The sequence below is a fragment of the Asanoa sp. WMMD1127 genome, assembly GCF_029626225.1.
Lineage (GTDB): Bacteria > Actinomycetota > Actinomycetes > Mycobacteriales > Micromonosporaceae > Asanoa.
Genome location: NZ_JARUBP010000001.1, coordinates 4,072,724 through 4,093,200, shown reverse-complemented (window position 1 = coordinate 4,093,200; position 20,477 = coordinate 4,072,724). Strand labels below are relative to the sequence as shown.

At 75.3% G+C, this 20,477-nt stretch carries 18 protein-coding genes and 1 riboswitch; of the genes, 15 read left to right on the top strand and 3 right to left on the bottom strand.

What is annotated here, in order from left to right:
- Nucleotides 1-24 precede the first annotated feature (24 nt).
- From O7635_RS19540 to O7635_RS19500, 9 genes are read left to right on the top strand one after another with little or no spacing between them, the layout of a single operon-like run.
- Nucleotides 25-2,004 carry a VWA domain-containing protein gene (locus O7635_RS19540; protein ID WP_278081883.1) on the top strand — a complete coding sequence of 660 codons (1,980 nt, stop codon included), beginning with the start codon at nt 25-27 and terminating at the stop codon, nt 2,002-2,004.
- Nucleotide 2,005: 1 nt separating this feature from the next.
- Nucleotides 2,006-2,620 (top strand): cob(I)yrinic acid a,c-diamide adenosyltransferase, encoded by a 615-nt coding sequence (gene cobO / locus O7635_RS19535; protein ID WP_278081882.1) that lies wholly within the window; start codon nt 2,006-2,008, stop codon nt 2,618-2,620.
- A complete protein-coding gene (locus tag O7635_RS19530) occupies nt 2,614-3,948 on the top strand; it encodes a cobyrinate a,c-diamide synthase (RefSeq protein ID WP_278081881.1) in 1,335 nt (444 codons plus the stop codon). The genes cobO and O7635_RS19530 overlap by 7 nt, the downstream gene beginning before the upstream one ends.
- A complete protein-coding gene (gene cobI, locus O7635_RS19525; protein WP_278081880.1) occupies nt 3,939-4,652 on the top strand; it encodes a precorrin-2 C(20)-methyltransferase in 714 nt (237 codons plus the stop codon). The genes O7635_RS19530 and cobI overlap by 10 nt, the downstream gene beginning before the upstream one ends.
- The gene (gene cobM / locus O7635_RS19520; protein WP_278081879.1) at nt 4,649-5,449 is read left to right on the top strand and encodes a precorrin-4 C(11)-methyltransferase; all 801 of its coding nucleotides are present in this window, start codon (nt 4,649-4,651) and stop codon (nt 5,447-5,449) included. The genes cobI and cobM overlap by 4 nt, the downstream gene beginning before the upstream one ends.
- Nucleotides 5,442-6,593: a precorrin-6y C5,15-methyltransferase (decarboxylating) subunit CbiE gene (gene cbiE, locus O7635_RS19515; RefSeq protein ID WP_278081878.1), complete on the top strand. Its 1,152-nt coding sequence runs from the start codon at nt 5,442-5,444 to the stop codon at nt 6,591-6,593. The genes cobM and cbiE overlap by 8 nt, the downstream gene beginning before the upstream one ends.
- On the top strand, nt 6,590-8,326 hold the full coding sequence (gene cobJ, locus O7635_RS19510; RefSeq protein ID WP_278081877.1) for a precorrin-3B C(17)-methyltransferase: 1,737 nt from the start codon (nt 6,590-6,592) through the stop codon (nt 8,324-8,326). Before cbiE ends, cobJ begins: the two co-directional genes overlap by 4 nt.
- Nucleotides 8,323-8,925 (top strand): precorrin-8X methylmutase, encoded by a 603-nt coding sequence (locus O7635_RS19505; RefSeq protein ID WP_347405336.1) that lies wholly within the window; start codon nt 8,323-8,325, stop codon nt 8,923-8,925. The genes cobJ and O7635_RS19505 overlap by 4 nt, the downstream gene beginning before the upstream one ends.
- Entirely contained in the window at nt 8,922-9,746 is an 825-nt protein-coding gene (locus tag O7635_RS19500) for a sirohydrochlorin chelatase (RefSeq protein ID WP_347405292.1), read from the top strand. Before O7635_RS19505 ends, O7635_RS19500 begins: the two co-directional genes overlap by 4 nt.
- 20 nt (nt 9,747-9,766) lie before the next feature.
- On the opposite strand, the gene O7635_RS19495 is transcribed toward O7635_RS19500, so the two are convergent.
- On the bottom strand, nt 9,767-10,501 hold the full coding sequence (locus O7635_RS19495; protein WP_278081875.1) for a CbtA family protein: 735 nt from the start codon (nt 10,499-10,501) through the stop codon (nt 9,767-9,769).
- Between the two features lies 1 nt (nt 10,502).
- On the bottom strand, nt 10,503-10,724 hold the full coding sequence (locus O7635_RS19490) for a CbtB domain-containing protein (RefSeq protein WP_278081874.1): 222 nt from the start codon (nt 10,722-10,724) through the stop codon (nt 10,503-10,505).
- Nucleotides 10,725-10,767: 43 nt separating this feature from the next.
- A riboswitch (adenosylcobalamin (AdoCbl) riboswitch) is annotated at nt 10,768-10,855 on the bottom strand.
- A gap of 95 nt (nt 10,856-10,950) precedes the next feature.
- On the opposite strand from O7635_RS19490, the gene O7635_RS19485 reads away from it, so the two are divergent.
- Together O7635_RS19485 and O7635_RS19480 are read left to right on the top strand one after the other, a co-directional pair.
- Complete coding sequence (locus O7635_RS19485; protein ID WP_278081873.1) at nt 10,951-11,946, top strand: aldo/keto reductase; 996 nt, start codon at nt 10,951-10,953, stop codon at nt 11,944-11,946.
- Between the two features lie 4 nt (nt 11,947-11,950).
- The gene (locus tag O7635_RS19480; RefSeq protein ID WP_278081872.1) at nt 11,951-12,799 is read left to right on the top strand and encodes a helix-turn-helix transcriptional regulator; all 849 of its coding nucleotides are present in this window, start codon (nt 11,951-11,953) and stop codon (nt 12,797-12,799) included.
- Here the strand turns inward: O7635_RS19480 and O7635_RS19475 are convergent.
- A complete protein-coding gene (locus O7635_RS19475) occupies nt 12,784-13,449 on the bottom strand; it encodes a sulfotransferase family protein (RefSeq protein ID WP_278081870.1) in 666 nt (221 codons plus the stop codon). The genes O7635_RS19480 and O7635_RS19475 overlap by 16 nt on opposite strands.
- Nucleotides 13,450-13,585: 136 nt before the next feature.
- Here O7635_RS19475 and O7635_RS19470 point away from each other — a divergent pair, with 136 nt between their 5' ends.
- Genes O7635_RS19470 through O7635_RS19455 form a run of 4 tightly spaced genes read left to right on the top strand, consistent with a single transcriptional unit; the run spans nt 13,586 to nt 20,475 of the window.
- Nucleotides 13,586-14,998, top strand: a complete 1,413-nt coding sequence (locus O7635_RS19470; protein ID WP_278085529.1) for an aspartate aminotransferase family protein — start codon at nt 13,586-13,588, stop codon at nt 14,996-14,998.
- Nucleotide 14,999: 1 nt separating this feature from the next.
- Entirely contained in the window at nt 15,000-16,295 is a 1,296-nt protein-coding gene (locus O7635_RS19465; protein WP_278081869.1) for a SidA/IucD/PvdA family monooxygenase, read from the top strand.
- Nucleotides 16,292-18,535 carry a GNAT family N-acetyltransferase gene (locus tag O7635_RS19460; RefSeq protein WP_278081868.1) on the top strand — a complete coding sequence of 748 codons (2,244 nt, stop codon included), beginning with the start codon at nt 16,292-16,294 and terminating at the stop codon, nt 18,533-18,535. The genes O7635_RS19465 and O7635_RS19460 overlap by 4 nt, the downstream gene beginning before the upstream one ends.
- Nucleotides 18,532-20,475, top strand: coding sequence for a penicillin acylase family protein (locus tag O7635_RS19455; protein WP_278081867.1), 1,944 nt, complete (start codon nt 18,532-18,534; stop codon nt 20,473-20,475). Before O7635_RS19460 ends, O7635_RS19455 begins: the two co-directional genes overlap by 4 nt.
- Nucleotides 20,476-20,477: the final 2 nt, after the last annotated feature.

Genomic DNA, 20,477 nt, shown 5'->3' with positions numbered 1-20,477 from the left:
CATGTCGTCGCGCCGGCACGTGGGTTGAGCCCCGCGTACCCGTTCTCCGCTGTCGTCGGCCTCGCCGACCTGCGCCTGGCCCTGCTGCTCAACGCCGTCTCGCCGGTCATCGGCGGGGTGCTGGTGCGCGGCGAGAAGGGCACCGCGAAGTCCACGATGGTGCGTGCGCTGGCCGCGCTGCTGCCGGCCATCGCGGTGGTGCCGGGCTGCCGCTTCGCCTGCGACCCGGCCGCGCCGGACCCGTCGTGCCCCGACGGCCCGCACGCCGGCGCCGCGTCGAGCACCCGGCCGGCGCGACTGGTGGAGCTGCCGGTCGGCGCCACCGAGGACCGGGTCGTCGGCACCCTCGACGTGCAGCGGATCCTGACCGAGGGGACCAAGGCCTACGAGCCCGGCCTGCTGGCCGCCGCCCACCGGGGCGCGCTCTACGTCGACGAGGTCAACCTGCTCCCCGACCACCTGGTCGACCTGCTGCTCGACGCGGCCGCGATGGGCCGGGCGTTCGTCGAGCGCGACGGCGTCTCGCTCCGGCACGCCGCCCGCTTCCTGCTGGTCGGCACGATGAACCCGGAGGAGGGCGAGCCGCGCCCGCAACTGGTCGACCGGTTCGGGCTGGTGGTCGAGGTGAGCGCGCCGGCGGAGGCCACCGAGCGGGCCGAGGTGGTGCGCCGCCGGCTGGCCCACGAGGCGGACCCGTCCGCGTTCGCGGCGCGGTTCGCCGACGCCGACGCGGCGACCGCCGAGCGGATCGTCACCGCCCGGGCCCGGCTACCGAAGGTCGCCCTGCCGGACGCGGTGCTGGTCCGGATCGCCCGCATCTGCCTGGCGTACGGCGTCGACGGGCTGCGCGCCGACATCGTCATCGCGCGCACCGCGGTCGCGCTGGCCGCCTGGCGGGACCGGCCGACGGTCACCGACCAGGAGGTCGACGACGCGGCTCGGTTGGCGCTGCCCCACCGGCGGCGGCGCGACCCGTTGGACCCGCCGGGCGCCGACCAGCAGGCCCTGGACGACGCGCTGGCCCAGGCGCGGGCGGCCGACCCGCCGCCGGAGCCGGACGACGATCCGGGACCGGGCGGTAGCGGCGGCGGGCCGCGTCCGGACGACGATCCGGGACCGGGCGGCAGTAGCGGCGGGCCGGGTCCGGACGAGCCGCGGCCCGACGGGCCCGGCGGCGCGGACGTCGCGCCCGACGCCGAGGACCGGCCCGGCGGCGCTCCCGCGGCGCCGCCGCCCAGCGCCGCGCCGGTCGGCGCCGCCTACCGCACCCGCACGCTGACCGCCCGCTCACGGGGCCGGCACGGCCACAGTGGACGGCGTTCGCCCGCCTACGCGGCCCGCGGCCGGGTGGCCGGATCGCGCGCCCCGCGCGGCCGGATCGGCGCGGTCCACCTGCCCGCCACGGTGCTCGCCGCCGCTCGCGAAGCCGGCCACGGGACGCTCGAGGTCCGCGCGCGGCACCTGCGCGAGGCGGTCCACATCGGACGCGAGGCCAACCTCGTGCTGTTCGTGGTCGACGCGTCCGGCTCGATGGCCGCCCGGGCCCGGATGGCCACCGTCAAGCGCGCCGTGCTCTCGCTGTTGCGCGACGCCTACCAGCGGCGCGACACGGTGGGCATGATCACCTTCCGGGACACCGACGCCACCACCGTGCTGCGCCCGACGGCCAGCCACGAGGTCGGCGTGCGGCGGCTGGCCGACCTGCGCACCGGCGGGCGTACGCCGCTGGCCGCGGGGCTGACCGCCGCCGCCCGCACGTTGGTCGGCGAGCGCCGCCGCGACCCGCTGCGCCGGCCGCTGCTCGTCGTGGTCACCGACGGCCGGCACACCCGCGGCCCCGACCCCCGCACGGTCGCCCCGGCGCTGGCCGGCGTGCCCACGGTCGTCGTCGACTGCGAGTCGGGCCCGGTGCGGCTCGCGATGGCCCGCACGCTGGCGGCCGCGCTGGACGCCGAATACCTGCCGCTCGCCGCGCTCGACGCCGCCGCCGTCAGGGCGGTGTGAGATGCCACAGGGCAAGGTGGAGCGGGTACCCGACGACGGCCTGACCACCCGCGAACGGCGACGGCAGCCAGTGCTCGCGGTGCACACCGGCGTCGGCAAGGGAAAGTCGACCGCCGCGTTCGGGATGGCGCTGCGCGCCTGGAACGCCGGCTGGCCGATCGTGGTGTTCCAGTTCGTGAAGAGTCCGAAGTGGCGGGTCGGCGAGGAGACGGCGCTCAAGGCGCTGGGCGCCCACCACGCCGCCACCGGCGCCGGCGCACCGGTCACCTGGCACAAGATGGGCGAGGGCTGGTCGTGGCTGGCCCGGCCGGGCGACGAACGGGACCACGCGGCCGAGGCGGCGGAGGGCTGGGCGCAGGTCAAGCGGGACCTGGCCGGCGAGCGTTACCGGTTCTACGTGCTGGACGAGTTCACGTACCCGATGAAGTGGGGTTGGGTCGACGTCGACGAGGTGGTGACGACGCTGCGCGCCCGGCCCGGCAATCAGCACGTCGTGGTCACCGGGCGGGACGCCGCGCCGGCGTTGGTCGAGGCGGCCGATCTCGTCACCGAGATGACGAAGGTCGCGCACCCGATGGACGCCGGCCGCAAGGGACAGCAGGGCATCGAGTGGTGAGCACGCCACGGATCGTCGTGGCCGCGCCGGCATCCGGCCACGGGAAGACGACGGTCGCGAGCGGGCTGCTGGCGGCGTACGCGGCCCGCGCTCGCGCGGTGGCCGGCTTCAAGGTGGGCCCCGACTACATCGACCCCGGCTACCACGCGCTGGCCGGCGGCCGGCCCGGGCGCAACCTCGACCCGGTCATGGTCGGCGAGGAGCGGATCGCGCCCTTGTTCGCGCACGGCGCGGCCGGCGCCGACCTCGCGGTGGTCGAGGGCGTGATGGGGCTGTTCGACGGCCGGGCGCACGCCGGTGAGCACGGCTCCACCGCCCAGGTGGCCAAGCTGCTCTCCGCGCCGGTGCTGCTGGTGGTCGACGGCTCCGCGGTCGGCCGTTCGGTCGCGGCGCTGGCGCACGGCTTCCGCGGCTTCGACCCGACGCTGCGGCTGGCCGGCGTGGTGCTCAACAAGGTCGGCTCCGACCGGCACGAGGCGATCCTGCGCGAGGCGCTCGAGGAGACCGGCACCCCGGTGCTCGGCGTGCTCCGGCGCAGCGACGCAGTCGCCGCCCCGTCGCGCCATCTCGGGCTCGTGCCGGTGGTGGAGCGCAGGGCCGAGGCGACCGCCGCCGTGGCCGCGCTGGCCGCCCTGATCGAGTCCAGTGTGGACCTCGACGCGGTGGCGGCCGCCGCCGCTGCCGCGCCGCCCTTGCCCGTCGAGCCGTGGTCGCCGCCCGTCATCCCCGCACAGCGGCGCCCGGTGGTCGCGGTGGCCGGCGGGCCGGCGTTCAGCTTCTCCTACGCCGAGACCACCGAGCTGCTGGCCGCGGCCGGCGCGGAGGTCGTGGGGGTGGACCCGCTGCGCGACGAGTCGCTGCCCGCCGGCACGGCCGCGCTGGTCGTCGGAGGCGGCTTCCCCGAGGTCTACGCGGCCGAACTGTCCGCCAACGCGCCCCTGCGCGCGGCGGTGGCGGGGCTGGCCGCCGCCGGCGCGCCGATCGCCGCCGAGTGCGCCGGCCTGCTCTGGCTCGCCCGCAGCCTCGACGGCGCGCCGATGTGCGGCGTGCTGCCGGCCGACGCCGCGATGACCGGTCAGCTCACCCTCGGCTACCGCGACGCCGTGGCCGTGTCGCCGAGCTGGCTGGCGCCGGTCGGCGCGCGGGTCACCGGGCACGAGTTCCACCGGACGGCGGTCACGCCCGGCGCCGGCGAGCCACCGGCCTGGGCCTGGCGGGGCCGGCCGGCCGAGGGATTCGTGGTGGGCAACGTGCACGCGTCCTATCTGCACCTGCACTGGGCCGGCGCGCCGGAGATCGCGGAACGGCTGGTGGCGGCATGCGGCTGATCGGGGTCGGCGTCGGTCCGGGCGACCCGGAGCTGCTGACGCTCAAAGGGGTGCGCACGCTGGCCACCGCCGGCCGGGTCTTCGTGCCCGTGCTCGACCCGGCCGACGTCGGGCGGGCCGAGGCGACGGTGCGCGCGCACGCCGCACACGAGCGGATCGAGCGGCTGGTGTTCGCGCTCAACGAGCGTGCGGACGCCGGCCGGCGGGAGCGCTACTGGGACGCGGCCGGCCGGCGGGTGGCGCGGTGGTTGCGGGACACCGGCGGCACGGCCGCGTTCGCCACGATCGGCGACCCCAACGTGTACGCCACCTTCGGCTACCTGGCCGAGACCGTACGCGGGCTCGTGCCCGAGGTGGAGGTCGAGACGGTGCCCGGCATCACCGCCATGCAGGCGCTGGCCGCGGCGGCCGGGCGGCCGCTGGTCGAGGGAGGCGAGGAGCTGGTGCTGCTGCCGCTGGCCCGCGGCGACCTGGGCCCGCTGCACGCGGCGCTGGAGCGCGACGCCACCGTCGTCGTCTACAAGGGAGGGCGGCACATGACCGCGATCGCCGAGGCGGCGGCCGGGCGCGGAGCCGTGGTCGGCAGCCACCTCGGGCTGCCGGACGAGCGGGTCCAGCCGCTGGACGCGGTCGACGGGCCATTGCCGTACCTGGCGACCGTGCTGATCCCGGCCGTGCGCGAGCGGCGCGGAGGGAAGCTGTGACCGGGCGGGTGACGTTCGTCGGCGCGGGCCCGGGCGCCGCCGACCTGATGACACTGCGGGCCGCCCGCCGGCTCGCCGAGGCCGACGTGGTGGTCTGGGCCTCCAGCCTCGTGTCGGCCGAGGTGCTCGACCACGTGCGGCCCGACGCCGAGGTGGTCGACTCGGCCGCCGTGCCGCTGGAGGCGGTCGTCGAGATCTACCGCCGCGCCGCCGCCGAGGGCCTGCACGTGGTGCGCCTGCACTCCGGTGACCCGAGCCTGTGGGGCGCGGTCGCCGAGCAGCTCGACGCGTGCGCCGGCCTCGACCTGGCGACCGAGATCGTGCCCGGTGTCTCCGCGTTCGCGGCGGTGGCGGCCGCGGCGGGCCGCGAGCTGACCGTGCCCGAGGTCGCCCAGTCCGTGATCCTGACCCGGCTGGAGGGCGGCAAGACCCCGATGCCGGCCGGCGAGCGGATCGCCGACTTCGCCCGCCATGGCACGACGATGGCGGTGTTCCTCTCCGCGGCCCGCGCCAAGCAGCTGGCCGAGCAGCTGCTGGCCGGCGGCTACGCCGAGGAGACGCCGGTGGTGATCGGGTCCCGGGTCAGCTGGCCCGACGAGCTGCTGGCCTGGTGCACGATCGGCACGCTGGCCGAGACCGTTCGGGCGCACAAGCTCTGGAAGCACACCCTGTTCCTGGTCGGCCCGGCGCTCGCGGCGCACGGCACGCGCAGCCACCTCTACCACCCGGGGCACTTCCACGGGCACCGCCGGGCCGACCGGTCGGCCCGCGACGAGCTCAAGGCTCGCCGTGCCTGAGGTCACGGTCTACGGGCACGACGGCGGGCCGCTGCCGCCCGCCGTGGCCGACGCGACGCTGCTGGTCGGTGGGGCCCGGCACCTGGGTCACGTCGACTCACCGGCGGAGCGGGTGGTGATGGGCTCGGTGCCGGCCGCGGTCGACCGGGTGATCGCCCACAGTGGACCCGTCGCGGTGCTGGCCAGCGGCGATCCCGGGTTCTTCGGCATCGTGCGGGCGCTGCGGCGGGCCGGCGTGGACCCCGTCGTGCGGCCGGCGGTGTCGTCGGTGGCGCAGGCGTTCGCCCGGCTCGGGCTGCCCTGGGACGACGCGGTGGTGGTGTCGGCCCACGGGCGCGACGGCGGGCTGCGGCGGGCGGTCAACGTCTGCCGCGCGTACCCGAAGGTGGCCGTGCTGACCGGTCCCGGCGCGGAGCCGCCGGAGATCGCGGCCGCGCTGGCGGGTTGGCCCCGGCGGATCGTCGTGGCGTCCCGGCTGGGCGCGGCCGACGAGCGGCTGACCGGGCCCGACGGCCACTGGGCCGAGCCCAACGTGGTGGTCACGCTGGCGGACGCCGACGCCGGTTCCGCGGGCTGGCTCGCCGGCGGCGTGCGGGTCCCGGCCGGCTGGGCGCTGCCCGAGGACTCCTTCACCCATCGCGCCTCGATGATCACCAAGGCGGAGGTACGCGCGGTCGCGCTGCCCCACCTTGCTCCGGCGCCCGGCGCGCTGGTCTGGGACGTGGGCGCCGGCTCCGGCTCGGTGTCCGTCGAGTGTGGCCGGTTCGGCGCGGCCGTCGTGGCCATAGACCGCGATCCCGCCGCCGCGGACCTGGTCCGGGCCAACGCCGTCCGGCACGCGGTCGACGTGCGGGTGGTGACCGGCGCGGCGCCCGGCGTGCTGGCCGACCTGCCGGACCCGGACGCCGTCTTCGTCGGGGGCGGCGGGCCGGACGTGCTCGCCGCCGTGCTGACCCGGCGACCGTCGCGGGTCGTCGCCGCCTACGCGGCGCTCGAACCGGTCGGCGCCACCGCCGACGCGCTCACCGCCGCGGGCTATGCCACCGGGGGCGTCCAGGTCCAGGCCAACCGCCTCGCCGAGATCGCCGGCCGGCACCGGCTGGCGGCGACCAACCCGGTCACGCTCGTCTGGGGTTCGCGATGATCGGCGTGGTGGCGCCGACCGCGGCCGGGCGCCGGATGGCCGAGCGGCTCGTCGGCGCCTGGCCCGGCGAGGTCCGGAGCTACGGGGGACCGGCCCGCGACCAGCTCGCGGCCGCCTGGGCCGGCAGCGACGTCGTGGTCTGCTTCCTCGCCACGGGCGCGGCGGTCCGGCTGATCGCTCCGCTGCTCGCCGACAAGCACACCGACCCCGGCGTGGTCTGCGTCGACGAGGCGGGACGATTCGCGGTCGCGCTGACCGGCGGTCATGACGGCGGCGCCAACGACGCGGCACACCGGATCGCCGCGCTGCTGGGCGCCGAGCCGGTGGTCACCACGGCCACCGACAGCCGCGGCCTGCCGCCACTGGACGGCTTCGGCGCCGACCTCGGCTTCCGGCTGGCCGACGCGGCCCCGGTCGCCCGGGTGACCCGAGCCATGCTCGACGGCGCCGCCGTGACCGTCGTCTCCGACGCGACCTGGCCGACACCGCCGCTGCCCACCGGCGATCGGCCGGGCCTGTCCGCTGAAGCCGAGGACAGCCCGGCCGCCGAACCGGTGCGGCTCGTGGTGTCGGACCGGGTCGACGCGGGCGGGGACCTCGTGTACCGGCCGCCGTCGTTGGTGGTCGGTGTCGGCGCCAGTCGCGGAGTCACCGCGGCGGCGGTGGGCGCCGTGGTGGACGCGGCCCTGGCCGCCGGTGGGCTGGTCGCCGCCTCGGTCCGGGCGTTGGCCACCGTCGACGTCAAGGCCGACGAGGCCGGGATCCTGGCGCTCGCAGCCGAACGCGGCTGGCCGCTGCTCACCTTCCCCGCCGCGGAGTTGGCCGCCGAGGACGTGCCGACGCCGTCGGAGGTCGTGCGGGCCGCGGTCGGCACGCCGAGCGTGGCCGAGGCGGCCGCGCTGCGGGCCGCTCGCGACGCGGGTCGGGACGCCGCGCTCGTGGTGCCCAAGCAGGTCACGCCGACCGCGACCGCGGCGGTGGCCCGGCTGGTCCCGCGCGGCCGGCTGACCATCGTCGGCATCGGGCCCGGCGCCGAGGACCTGCGCACGCCGCGGGCCACGGCCGCGCTGCGCCGGGCGGCCGTCGTCGTCGGCCTCGACCAGTACGTGGACCAGGTCCGCCACCTGCTCTCCCCCGGCGCCCGGATCGTCGCCTCCGCGCTCGGTGAGGAGGCCAGGCGGGCCCGGGAGGCGGTCGACCTGGCCACCGCCGGCCACGCGGTCGCGCTGATCGGCTCCGGCGACGCCGGCCTCTACGCGATGGCCTCCCCGGCGCTCGAGCTGGCCGGCGCCGACGTCGACGTCGAGGCCGTTCCCGGGGTGACCGCGGCGCTCGCGGCGAGCGCGCTGCTGGGCGCGCCGCTCGGCCACGACCACGCGTACGTCTCGCTTTCGGACCTGCACACCCCCTGGCCGGTGATCGTCGACCGGCTGCGCGCCGTGGCCGCCGCCGACCTCGTCGCCTGCCTCTACAACCCGCGCAGCCGGGCCCGCACCGCCCAGTTCGCCGAGGCGCTGGCGATCCTGGCCGACCACCGGCCGCCCGCGACCCCGGTCGGGGTGGTCCGTGACGCCACCCGGCCGGGCCAACAGGTGCACCGCACCACGCTGGCCGCGCTGGCCGCCGATCCATCCATCGTGGACATGCGATCCGTGGTGCTGGTCGGCTCGAGCCGGACCCGGTCGGCGGCCGGGCGAATGGTCACACCCCGGGAGTACGCGTGGCTGTCGTGAAGCGCGCCGTGCACCCCATCGAGGCGGAGTCCTACCGGATCCTGCGCGGCGAGGCCGACACGGCCGGGCTGCCGCGGCACACGAAGGACGTGGTGGAACGGATCATCCACACCACCGCGGACCCCGGTTGGCTCGATGACCTGGTGGCCGACGAGGCCGCGCTGGCCGCCGGCGCCGCGGCTCTCGCGGCCGGCGCCCCGCTGGTCACCGACGTGACGATGGTCGCCGCCGGCATCACGACCCGGCCGGCGACCTGCCTGGTGGCCGCGCCGGACGCCGGCGCGCTCGCCCGGGAGGAGGGCCTGACCCGGTCGGCCGCGGGCATCCGGCTGGCCGCCGCGACCCACGCCCACGGCGCGCTGTGGGTGGTCGGCAACGCGCCGACGGCGCTGACCGAGATCGTCCGCCTCGCCACCGCCGGTGCGATCCGGCCCGCCCTCGTCGTCGGACTGCCGGTCGGCTACGTCGGCGCCGCCGAGTCCAAGGCGGCGCTGCGCGCGACCACGCTGCCCCAACTGTCCAACCGGTCGGCCCGCGGCGGCGCGGCCGTCGCCGCCGCCGCCGTCAACGCCCTGCTGTACGGAGACCCGCTCGCATGACCATCCCCCTGCTCATCGCCGGCCACGGCACCACCGACCCCGAGGGTGCCGAGGAGTTCCGCCGCTTCGTGGCCCGGGTCGGCCGGAGCCTCGACGTGCCGGTCGCCGGCGGCTTCATCGAGCTGTCGCCGCCCCCGGTCCGGGACGCGGTCGCCGGGCTCGTCGAGGGCGGCGCGCGCCGGCTGGCCTGCGTACCCCTGATGCTCGTGGCCGCCGGTCATGCCAAGAGCGACATCCCGGGCTCGTTGGCCGCCGAACGGGCCCGGCATCCCGGGCTGTCGTTCGCCTACGGCCGCCCGCTCGGGCCGCACCCGGGCATCCTGGCGCTGCTGCGGGACCGGATCGCCGCGACCGGTGCCGGCGCGGAGACCACCGTGCTGCTGGTCGGCCGCGGCTCCACCGACCCGGACGCCAACGCCGAGGTGGCCAAGGTGGCCCGCCTGCTGGCCGAGACGACACCGGTGTCCGGTGTGGAGTACGCGTTCGTGTCCCTGGCGGAGCCGGGCGTGCCGGCCGGCCTGGACCGCTGCCGGGCGCTCGGGGCGAAGCGGATCGTGGTGCTGCCCTACTTCCTCTTCACCGGCGTCCTGCCGCGCCGGGTGGCCGCGCAGGCGGCGGCGTGGGGCGCGGAGACGGCCGAGGTGATCGGCGACTGCGCCGGGCTGGCCGAGATCGTGGTCGAGCGCTACCACGAGGCCCTCGGCGGCGACATCCGAGCCAACTGCGACACGTGCAAGTACCGGATCGCGCTGCCGTTCCACGAGCACGCGGTCGGCGCCGCCCAGCTGCCCCACCACCACCCGGCCGACCACCACCACTGACGGCGGTGGCCGGCCGTGCGCTAGGCGGACGTGGTGAGCACGGCCTCGCGGCGCAGGCTGCGCTCGACGAGGGCACCGAGGCCGAGGCCGAGGGTGGTCCACACCACCGCCTGGGTGGCGAGCGACGCCAGGCGGAAGTTCCACAGCACGAGCGGGGAGAACCCGTCAGGAATCTCCTCGATGGAGGGCAGCAGAACGTGCGCCACCGCGATGACGGCCACGAAGACGACCGCAGCGAGGATGGTGGCATTCCAGTCACCGAAGCGGGCCACCTGCGACCGTCCGATGTAGATCGACAACGCCAGGGCGGCCAAGGCGATCACCAGCATCAGGAAAAAGAGGGACGTCCGCCGGCCGATGGTCTCCTCGGACCCCGTCGCCGGCGGGTTGGCCGGATATTTCAACCACGGCACGAGCGCGACCGTGACGAAACCGGCCAGCGCCACCAGTGCGGCCGTCGCCCGAGCGCCGAGCCGACCGAGGCGTCCGTAGGCGCCGGCGAAGACCATCGAGAAGATGCCGCCCAGCGCGACTCCGTAGATCAGCGTCGCGGTGAGCAGACCGACTGTGCTCTGCACGGTCCGGCTGACCAGTGCGGGCTCACCGGCGGCGGCCGGGTCGGCATGCGCCTCCTCGAAAGCGATGGCGGCGTCGACCGGGCCCTCGCCGATCAGGTAGGCGATGACGAACGCGAGCAGGCCGGCGGCCAGTCCCACCAGCATGCCGCGAATCAGCAGGGTACGGGGAGACAGCATGTCAGTGGCAAGGAAAACCGAGGAGGTGGCGACCGTCGTGCACGAACTCGTGCACGCCGCTGCCGCCGATGACGTGGAAGACGCCCTGCTCGGTGCCGACGAAATAGAGCAGCACGATGGCGAGGACGGCGCCGAACAGTAGCCACGGCTGGAGCTGGCGCCACGGAATCGCCACCGGTTGGACGGCCGGGCGCGGGGTGGCGGAAGACGAAATGCTGGACACGAAACGAACCTCCTCGGGATCACGCGTCCCACGACGGGTTTCCGTGACGGTGGAGGGTCTGACTTCCACGCGAAGCGTGGTCACAGTGGCGCGACCGCGCCGGAGTCTCACCGGCTTCCAACCATCGTCACTTCCGCACCGGACGCTACCGCCGCAGGGTCGCCCTGCCAAGTCGGGGAAAACGAGGACGCCGCTACGGCCGCCGGCGCGGAGCACGGTGGAGCGCATGGCATTGCGCACACACACCATCGGAACCCAGGGCCTGTCCGCGTCCGTCGAAGGGCTCGGCACCTTCGGCCTGACCGCCATGTACGGCACCCCTGACGACGCCGAGGCGGTCGCGACCATCCACCGCGCCCTCGACCTCGGCGTGACCATGTTCGACACCGCCGACATGTACGGCGCCGGCAGCGCCGAACGGCTGCTGGGCCGCGCGCTCGCGGGCCGGCGGGCCGAGGCGATCGTCGCCACCAAGGTCGGCGGCCTCACCCTCGACGCGGACGGCCGGATCGTGGGTCCGGCAAACGGCCGGCCCGAGTACGTCCGCGCCGCCGTCGAACGCTGTCTGGACCGCCTCGGCGTCGATCACATCGACCTGCTCTACCTCCACCGGGTGGACCCCGACGTGCCGGTCGAGGAGACGTTCGGGGCGCTGGGCCGGCTGGTCACCGAGGGCACGGTGCGCTACCTGGGCATCAGCGAGGCCGGGCCGGAGAGCATCCGCCGGGCCCACCGCACCGCGCCGCTGTCCGCGGTGCAGACCGAGTACTCGCTGTTCACCCGCGACGTCGAGACCAACGGCGTGCTGGCGGCCACCCGCGAGCTGGCGCTGGGCTTCGTCGCGTACTCCCCGCTCGGCCGCGGCTTCCTCTCCGGCACCATCCGCACCTTGGCGGACGTCCCGGAAGGCGACTTCCGCCGGACCTGGCCCCGGCTGACCGACGGGAACCTCGACCGCAACCTGGCGCTCGTCGACCGCATCCGGGCCGTCGCCGAGCGCGCCGGCGTCAGCGCCGCCCAGCTCGCACTAGCCTGGGTGCTGGGGCAGGACATGACCGCGATACCGGGCACCAAGCGCCGTGGCTATCTCGACGACAACGTGGCCGCCGCCGCGATCGAGCTGACACCGGCGCTGCGGGCGGAGATCGACGCGGCGGCGCCGGTCGGGGCCGCGGTCGGCGCCCGCTACACGCCCGCGGCGATGGCCGCCATCGAGGAGTGACGCAGTGGCCCGTGGTGAGCTCGGCGACTTCCTGCGGAGTCGTCGGGAGGCGCTCCGGCCGGCCGACGTGGGCATCCCGTCGGGCGGCCGGCGGCGCACGCCCGGCCTGCGCCGCGAGGAGGTCGCGCTGCTGGCCAACCTCTCGGTCGACTACTACGAGCGGCTCGAGCAGTCCCGGGCCGGCACCCCGTCGGAGGCGCTGCTGGGCGCGCTGGCCCGCGCCCTGCGCCTGTCGGTCGAGGAGCGTGACTACCTCTACCGGCTCGGCGGATACGCGGCGCCCAACCCGGGAGCGGTCACCGGGTACGTCGACCCGGCGCTGCTGTTCCTCCTCGACACGCTGGACGACGTGCCCGCCCAGGTGACCGACGATCTCAGCACGGTGCTCGCCCAGAACGCGCTCAGCCGGGCCTTGCTCGGCCGGTGGACCGAGGGCGACCAGCGCGCCCGCAATGTGGTCTGGCGGTGGTTCACCGATCCGGAGTCGCGGGCGTTGAACGCGCCTGAGGAGCACGCGTCGCTCGGCCGTGGCTACGTCGCCGACCTGCGGGCGGCCGCGGCCCGGCGCGGCCCCGATCCCGAGGTCGAACGGCTGGTGGCCGACCTCTCGGCGGCCAGCCCGGAGTTCGCCGGCTACTGGGGCGAGATGCGCGTGGCGCCGCTGCACAGCACCCGCAAGCTGATCGTCCACCCGCGGGCCGGCGATCTCGACGTGCAGTGCGACTACGTGCGCAGCGAGACCACCGGCCAGCGGCTGGTCGTCTTCCGGCCGCAGCCCGGCTCGCACACGGCCGACAGCTTCGAGTTCCTCCGGGTGTTGGGCGACGAGGGCGGGCGTTACGTCGCCGAATGAGCGAGGCCCGAGCGCTCGCGGAACTCGGCCGTGTCGTGCAGGTGCGGAAACGGCTCGTCGGGCACGGGCACGCCGAGCGCGCGGGCCAGCGGCGCCCAGCCGTCGTGGCCGAGGCGCCATTCCACGAGCCGCGCCGCCGGGATCTCGCGGCGGACGGCCGCGATCCGCTCGACGTACATCCGCTCCATCCAGTCCCGGTCCGGGAACCGGCCCTGGAAGTCCTCCTGCCAGACCAAGCGCTCGATGACGTGGCGGAAGGCCGCCGGCGGCACCTGGCCGTCGGGGCGGGGCGCCAGCCGGCCGGCCCGGGCGGCCTGACGGACGGCCCAGATGGTCCGCTCGCAGCTGCGGTAGAAGCCGTCGAAGTCGCGGTGGTTGAGCAACACCAGCGCGTCGGGGAAGGCGGCGCAGATCTCCCGCCACCGGGTGCACGCCGGCCAGTCGACAGTGGACTGCCAGCCACCGAGGACCTCCCGCCAGTCGACCGGTTCCCCGTCGGCGACCCGCTTCCAGCGGGCCGCCTCGCGCTCGCGGTGCGCGCCGATGCTGAGCTCCTGCATGTGCAGGCAGGGCCCCGCGCCGAGCCGTTCGAGCGCCGCCCGCAGCGACAGCGTGCCACTCCGGCCGAACCCCACGCCAATCATCTTCATGAATGCCCACTCTATGGGCAGCCCCCTTCCCGTTTGCCCTCGCCGCCCTGTAACGTCTGCCCCGAGTTAGGCAAGGCTAACCTAAAGGGAGGTCGTGTTGGAGCACCAGACTCCACACCTGTTCGGCCGGTCCACTGTGACGACGTTCCAACACGATGTCGCCCGCGCCGCGCAGGCCGTGGCGGACCGCGTGCGCACCGTGCGCCGTCCCTACTCCGGCGCCACCCTGACGGACCTGCAGGGCATGGTCGACGCCGTGGACCTCGACCGGCCGCTCGGCGACACCGACGCCGCCCTCGACGAGGTCGCCCGCCTCTACCTCGACCACGCCGTCTGGTTCCACGAGCCCGGCTACGTCGCCCACCTCAACTGCCCGGTCGCCCTGCCCGCCCTCAGCGCCGAGGTGCTGCTGGCCGCGGTCAACTCGTCGGTCGACACCTACGACCAGAGCACCACCGGCACGCTGATCGAGCGCCGGCTCGTCGACTGGGCCGCGGGCCGGATCGGCTTCGGCCCGGACGCCGACGGCGTGTTCACCAGTGGCGGCACCCAGTCCAACCTGCACGGCCTACTGCTGGCCCGGGAGGCGAGCGGCGCCACCGACCTGTCCCGCATGCGCGTCCTCGCCACCGCCGAGACGCACTTCAGCGTCACCCAGGCCGCCATCCTGCTCGGCCTCGGCCGGGACGCGGTGGTCGCGGTCGCCACCGATCCCGCCGGGCGGATGGACCCGGCCGCGCTGACCCGCACGCTCGACGACCTGGTCGGCTACGGCCTGGTGCCCATGGCCGTCGTGGCCACGGCCGGCACCACCGACCTCGGCTGCGTCGACCCGATCGCCGACATCGCCGACGCCTGCGCCCGCCGCGGCGTCTGGCTGCACGTCGACGCGGCGTACGGCTGCGGTCTGCTGGTCTCGACCCGGCGCCGGCACCTGCTCGACGGCATCGAGCGGGCCGACTCCGTCACCGTCGACTTCCACAAGAGCTTCTTCCAGCCGATCAGCTCCAGCGCGATCATCGTGCGCCACTCAGCCGCCATGCGCCGGATGGCCCACCACGCCGACTACCTCAACCCGGCCACGGCGATCGTGCCCAACCAGGTCGACAAGAGCCTGCAGACCACCCGCCGGTTCGACGCGCTCAAGCTCTGGATGACGCTCCGCACGGTCGGCGCCGAGCAGCTCGGCGCGATGTTCGACCGGGTCGTCGACCTCGCCGAGGAGGCGCACCAGCTGCTCGGCGCCGACCCGGAGTTCGAGGTGGCCGCGACGCCGACGCTGAGCACGGTGCTGTTCCGCTACCGGCCGGCCTGGCTCGACGAGGACGCCTGCGACGAGCTGACGCCGCGGTTGCGGGCCCGGCTGTTCGCCGGCGGCGAGGCCATCATCGCCGGCACGACCCGCGACGGCCGGCACTGGCTCAAGTTCACGCTGCTCAACCCGATGACCACGGCCGACCACCTGCGTGCGGTGCTCGACCGGGTGCGCGAGGCCGGCTGGGCGCTGCTGGCCGAGGACGACCCGCGGCTCGCCACGGCGGTGGTGTGACATGCGGGTCCACGACTTCGCCGCGGTCGGCGTCGGCCCGTTCAACCTCGGGCTGGCCTGCCTCACCGCCGACCTGCCCGATGTGGACGGTGTGTTCTTCGAGCAGCGGGACGGGTTCGACTGGCACCCGGGCCTGATGATCCCGGGCGCCACGATCCAGGTGCCGTTCCTGGCCGACCTGGTCACGCTGGCCGACCCGACCTCGCGGTTCTCGTTCCTCAACTACCTCAAGCGGACCGGCCGGCTCTACCGGTTCTACATCCGCGAGAGCTTCTACCCGCTGCGCGCGGAATACAACGACTACTGCCGGTGGGCGGCCGCCCAGTTGCCGATCCGGTTCGGCAGCCGCGTCGAGCGGGTCGACTACGACCACACCCGTCGGGCGTACGCCCTGCGGGTGCTCTCCGCCGGCGCGGTCGAGACGGTGTGGGCGCGCAAGCTCGTGCTCGGCATCGGCACGGCGCCGCGTGTGCCGGCCGCCCTGCGCGACCTGCCCGGCCCGGTGCGGCACAGCGCGGACTATCTCGCGGCCAAGCTGGAGCTCCAGCGGCTCGACTCCATCACGGTCGTCGGCAGTGGACAGAGCGCGGCGGAGATCTACCTCGACCTGCTGCCCGGCGCGCACCCCGGCGGTTACCACCTGACCTGGCTGACCCGGTCGCCGCGGTTCTTTCCGATGGAATACACCAAGCTGACGCTGGAGCTGACCTCGCCGGAATACATCCGCTACCACCACGCCCTGCCGGCCGACACCCGTGACCGGCTCGGCCGCGAGCAGCGCAGCCTCTACAAGGGAATCAGTGGCGACCTGGTCGACACTATCTTCGACACCCTCTACGAGCAGGGCCTGAGCGGACCGGTCCGGACGACGCTGCGCACCGGCGTCGAGGTGACCGGGGCGAGCTGGGACGGCGAGCGGTTCACCCTCGACCTGCACCACGGCGAACAGGACCGCTCCTTCACCGCCGAGACGCGAGGGCTGATCCTGGCCACCGGCTACGCGCCCCGCGTGCCGGCCTTCCTCGACCCCGTGCGCGACCGGATCCGTTGGGACGAGCGCGGCCGCTACGACGTCTCGCTGGGCTACGCGGTCGACGTGGCCGGCGACGAGATCTTCGTGCAGAACGCGGAGGAGCACACGCACAGCCTCACCGCCCCCGACCTCGGCATGGGCGCCTACCGCAACTCGGTCATCATCCGTGCCCTGACGGGCCGCGAGGTCTACCCGGTCGAGGAGCGGATCGCGTTCCAGGAGTTCGGCGTCCCCGCGCCGGCGCTCGCGGAGGTGGCGCCGTGACGTTCACGCTCGAACCGCTCGACCTCGACGCGCACGCGGACCTGCTGCACGCCTGGGTCACCCATCCGCGGTCCGTCTACTGGGGAATGCAGGGCGCCTCGGTCGACACCGTGCGCAAGGCCTATGCGGAGATCGCCGGCGACCCGCACCACGAGGCGTGGCTCGGCCGGCTCGACGGTGCGCCGGTCTTCCTGGCCGAGACCTACGAGCCGGCGCACAGCGAGCTGGCCGAGCACTACACAGTGGAGGATGGCGACGTCGGGATGCACGTGCTGGTCGCACCCCCGGCGCCCGGCGCGCCGGCCCGGCACGGCCTGACCTCCGGTGTGATGCGGGCGGTGATGTCGTTCATCTTCGCCGACCCGCGGGCGAAGCGGGTCGTGGTCGAGCCGGACGAGCGCAACGACGCCATCGCGCGCAAGAACGCCGAGGTCGGCTTCGTCGAGGAGCGCCGCATCCAGCTCTCCGACAAGGTGGCCCGGTTGAGCTTCTGCACGCGCGACGCGTACGCCCTGACCGCGCCGGAGCCGCCCGCCCACCTGACGCCGGAGACGATGGCGGTCGCCCACCGCAACCTGATCGCCAAGGCGATCGCCGAGTTCAGCCACGAGCGGATCGTGACGCCCGCCCCCGACGGCGACGGATTCGTGCTGGAGGGGCACCGGTTCAGCGCCCGCCGCTACGGGCTCGAGCACTGGGTGGTGGATCCCGGCTCGCTGCGCCGCGACGACGGCGAGCCGCTCGACGCGATGGCCTTCCTCGCGGGGCTGGCCGGGACGCTGGGCATCCCGGACCGGCTGGTCGGCACCTATCTGGAGGAGATCGCGGCCACGCTGGCCGGCGCGGCCTGGAAGCACCACCACGAGCGCCAACCGGCGGCGGCCCTCGTGCACGCCGACTTTCAGACCATCGAGGCGGCGATGACCGAAGGCCACCCCGGCTTCGTCGCCAACAACGGGCGGATCGGCTTCGGCCTGGCCGACCACGAGGCGTACGCGCCCGAGGCGGGCCGGCCCGTCCGGCTGCTCTGGCTCGCGGCACTCCGGTCGGAGAGCGACTTCACCGCCGGCGCCGGGGTCACCGAGGAGGACCACTACGCCGCGGAGCTCGGCCCGGAGACGCTGGCCCGGTTCGCCGGCCGGCTGCGCGCTCTCGGCCTGGACCCGGCCGACTACCGCTACCTGCCGGTGCACCCGTGGCAGTGGGAGCACAAGCACGCGGTGACGTTCGCGCCCGACGTGGCACGTCGGGCCATCGTGCCGCTGGGCGCCGGGCCGGACCGTTACCGGGCGCAGCAGTCGATCCGGACGTTCTTCAACACCGACCGGCCCGACCGGCACTATGTGAAGACCGCGCTGGCCATCCAGAACATGGGCTTCCTGCGCGGCCTCTCCCCCGCCTACATGCGCGCGACGCCGCCGATCAACGACTGGGTGGCCGGCGTGGTGGCGGCCGACGACACGCTGCGCGAGTGCGGCTTCGGCGTGCTGCGCGAGCTGGCGTCGGTGGGTTACACCGGGGACGCGTACCACCGCAGTGGTTTTCCGTCCGCGCACCAGCGCATGCTGGCCGCGCTCTGGCGGGAGAGCCCGGTGCCGCGGCTGGCGCCCGGCGAACGGTTGGCAACGATGGCCAGCCTGTTGCACCGGGACCGCGCCGGCCGGTCGCTCGTGGCGGCGCTGGTCCAGGAGTCGGGCCTGCCGGCCGGGCAGTGGGTCGCCGCCTACCTGCGGGCCTACGTGCGCCCCGTGGTGCACTGCATCCTCCGGCACGACCTGGCGTTCATGCCCCACGGCGAAAACGTGATCATGGTGCTGGCCGGGCACGTGCCGACCCGGGTCTTCATGAAGGACATCGGCGAGGAGGTCGCGGTGATGAGCCTCGACCGCCCGCTCCCGCCCGAGATCGAGCGGATCCGGATCGACGTCTCCGACGACGTGAAGGCGCTGGCGCTGCACACCGACGTGCTCGACGGGTTCCTGCGGCACCTGGCCGGGATCCTCGACGGCGACGGCGTGCTGCCCTGGGACCGGTTCTGGGCGCTCGTCGCCGACTGCGTCGACGCGCACGCGGCGGACCACCCGGACCTGCGCGGCCGGCTCGACCTCGCCCGGCCCGAGTTCGCCCACTCGTGCCTCAACCGACTGCAGCTCCGCAACACGCTGCAGATGGTCGACCTCACCGACCAGGCGGGCTCGCTCATCTTCGCCGGCACGTTGGCCAACCCGATCGCGCGATGAAGGTACGCCGGGACGACTGGGGCATCCCGTACCTGTGGGCGGACGACGCCGACCGGCTCGCCTTCCTGCAGGGCCGGGTCACCGCCACCGACCGGGCCTGGCAGATCGAGGTGGAGCGGCTCCGCGCCGAGGGCCGGCTCGCGGCGGTGCTGGGCCCGGCCGAGCTGCCGTGGGACCGGTTCGCCCGCCGGGCCCGGCTCGACGACACCGCCCGGCGCTGTTTCGCCCGCCTGACACCGGAGACCCGGCGCTGGGTGTCGGCCTATGTGGACGGTGTCAATGCCGGGCTGGTCGCCGCGGACGCGCCCGAGTTCGCGGCGGCCGGCCACCGGCCCGGGCGGTGGCGCCCCTGGACACCGCTCGGCGTCTTCCTCGTGCAGCACGCGCTGTTCGGCGCCTTTCCGCACAAGCTGTGGCGGGCCGACCTGGCCGCCGCGCTCGGTGACACCGCGCTGTTCGGCCCGGCCGACCCGGGCGGGGCCGGCAGCAACGCCTGGGCGCTGGCCGGGCCGCCCGCGACGATCGCCGGCGACCCCCACCGCCTGCTCGAGCTGCCCGGCGTCTATCAACAGGTCGGGCTCGCGTGCCCGGAGTTCGACGTGGTCGGGCTGGCCTTCCCCGGCGTGCCTGGCGTCCCGCACTTCGGGCACGCCGGCGGGGTCGCCTGGGGCATCACCAACGCGATGGCCGACTACCAGGACCTCTACCGCGAGCGCGTGCGCCGGGCGCACGGCGGGGTGTCCGTGCGCGGCCCGGCCGGGTGGCAGCCGGCGACCGTCCACATCGAACACCTGATGGTCCGCGACGGCGCGCCGGAGCTGGTCGAGGTGATCGAGACGCCGCGCGGCCCGGTGATCGACACCGACCGGCGCACCGGGGAGGCGCTGAGCCTGCGCACGCCGAGCCGGGCGCGGGCCGCGCTGGGCTTCGACGCGCTGCTACCGCTGCTGCGGGCCCGGCGCACGGCCGACGTGGTCGCCGCCCTGCGGGTCTGGGTGGAGCCGGTCAACAGCGTGCTGGTCGCCGACTCCACCGGGGACGTGCGCTCACTGGTGGCCGGCCTGGTGCCGGTGCGCTCCGCGCGGTGCCTGCGTGAGCCGGTGCCGGCCTGGGATCCCGCCCATGCCTGGCACGGCTGGGCGCCGGCCGCCGAGTCGGCGGTGGACGGTGTGGCGGTGCACGCCAACGACCGTCGCGCCGAGGTGGCGGACCTCGGTGTGGACTTCGCGCCGCCGCACCGGGCGCGGCGGATCCGGGAGCTGGTCGACGCGGGCACAGCGGCGGCGGCGATCCACACCGACGTCCGCGGGCCGGTGCTGCGCGATCTCCTCGCGGCGGCGTCGGTCAGCGGCTCGGCGGCGGCGCTGCGCGACCGGCTGCTCGGCTGGGACGGGGCGATGGGCGTGGCCAGTGTCGAGGCCGGTGACTATGCGGCGTGGCGGTCGGCGCTGGTGCGGCGGCTGCACGCGCACCCCGTGCTGCGGCCGTTGCACGCGCCGTCGGCGTACGACCGGCTGTTCGCGCCCTGGACGGACCCCCTGGGGCGCATCGGCGTCGCGCTGGCGAGTGTGGTGGCCGGCCTCGGGCCCGCGCTGTGCGCGCCGGTCGCGGCGGCCGCCTTGGCCGAGGCCGCCGCGGAGCCGTCGCGGCCCTGGGGTGAGCGGCACGTGCTGGCGCCGATCCAGGCGCTGCCGGGTGGCGTGCCCACCGCGGCGCTCGCCGGCGACACCGACTGCGTGCTGGCCACGACCAGCGTGCCGGGGGTCTCCGACGCGTGCTGGCGTGGACCCGTCGCGCGCTACGTGTGGGATCTCGGCGACCGGGCGGCGAGCCGGTGGATCGTGCCGTTCGGCGCTAGTGGACGGCCGGGCGACCCGCACTACGCCGACCAGCTGCCGCTGTGGGCCGCGGGCGAACTGATTCCGGTGAGTATGCGGTAAGA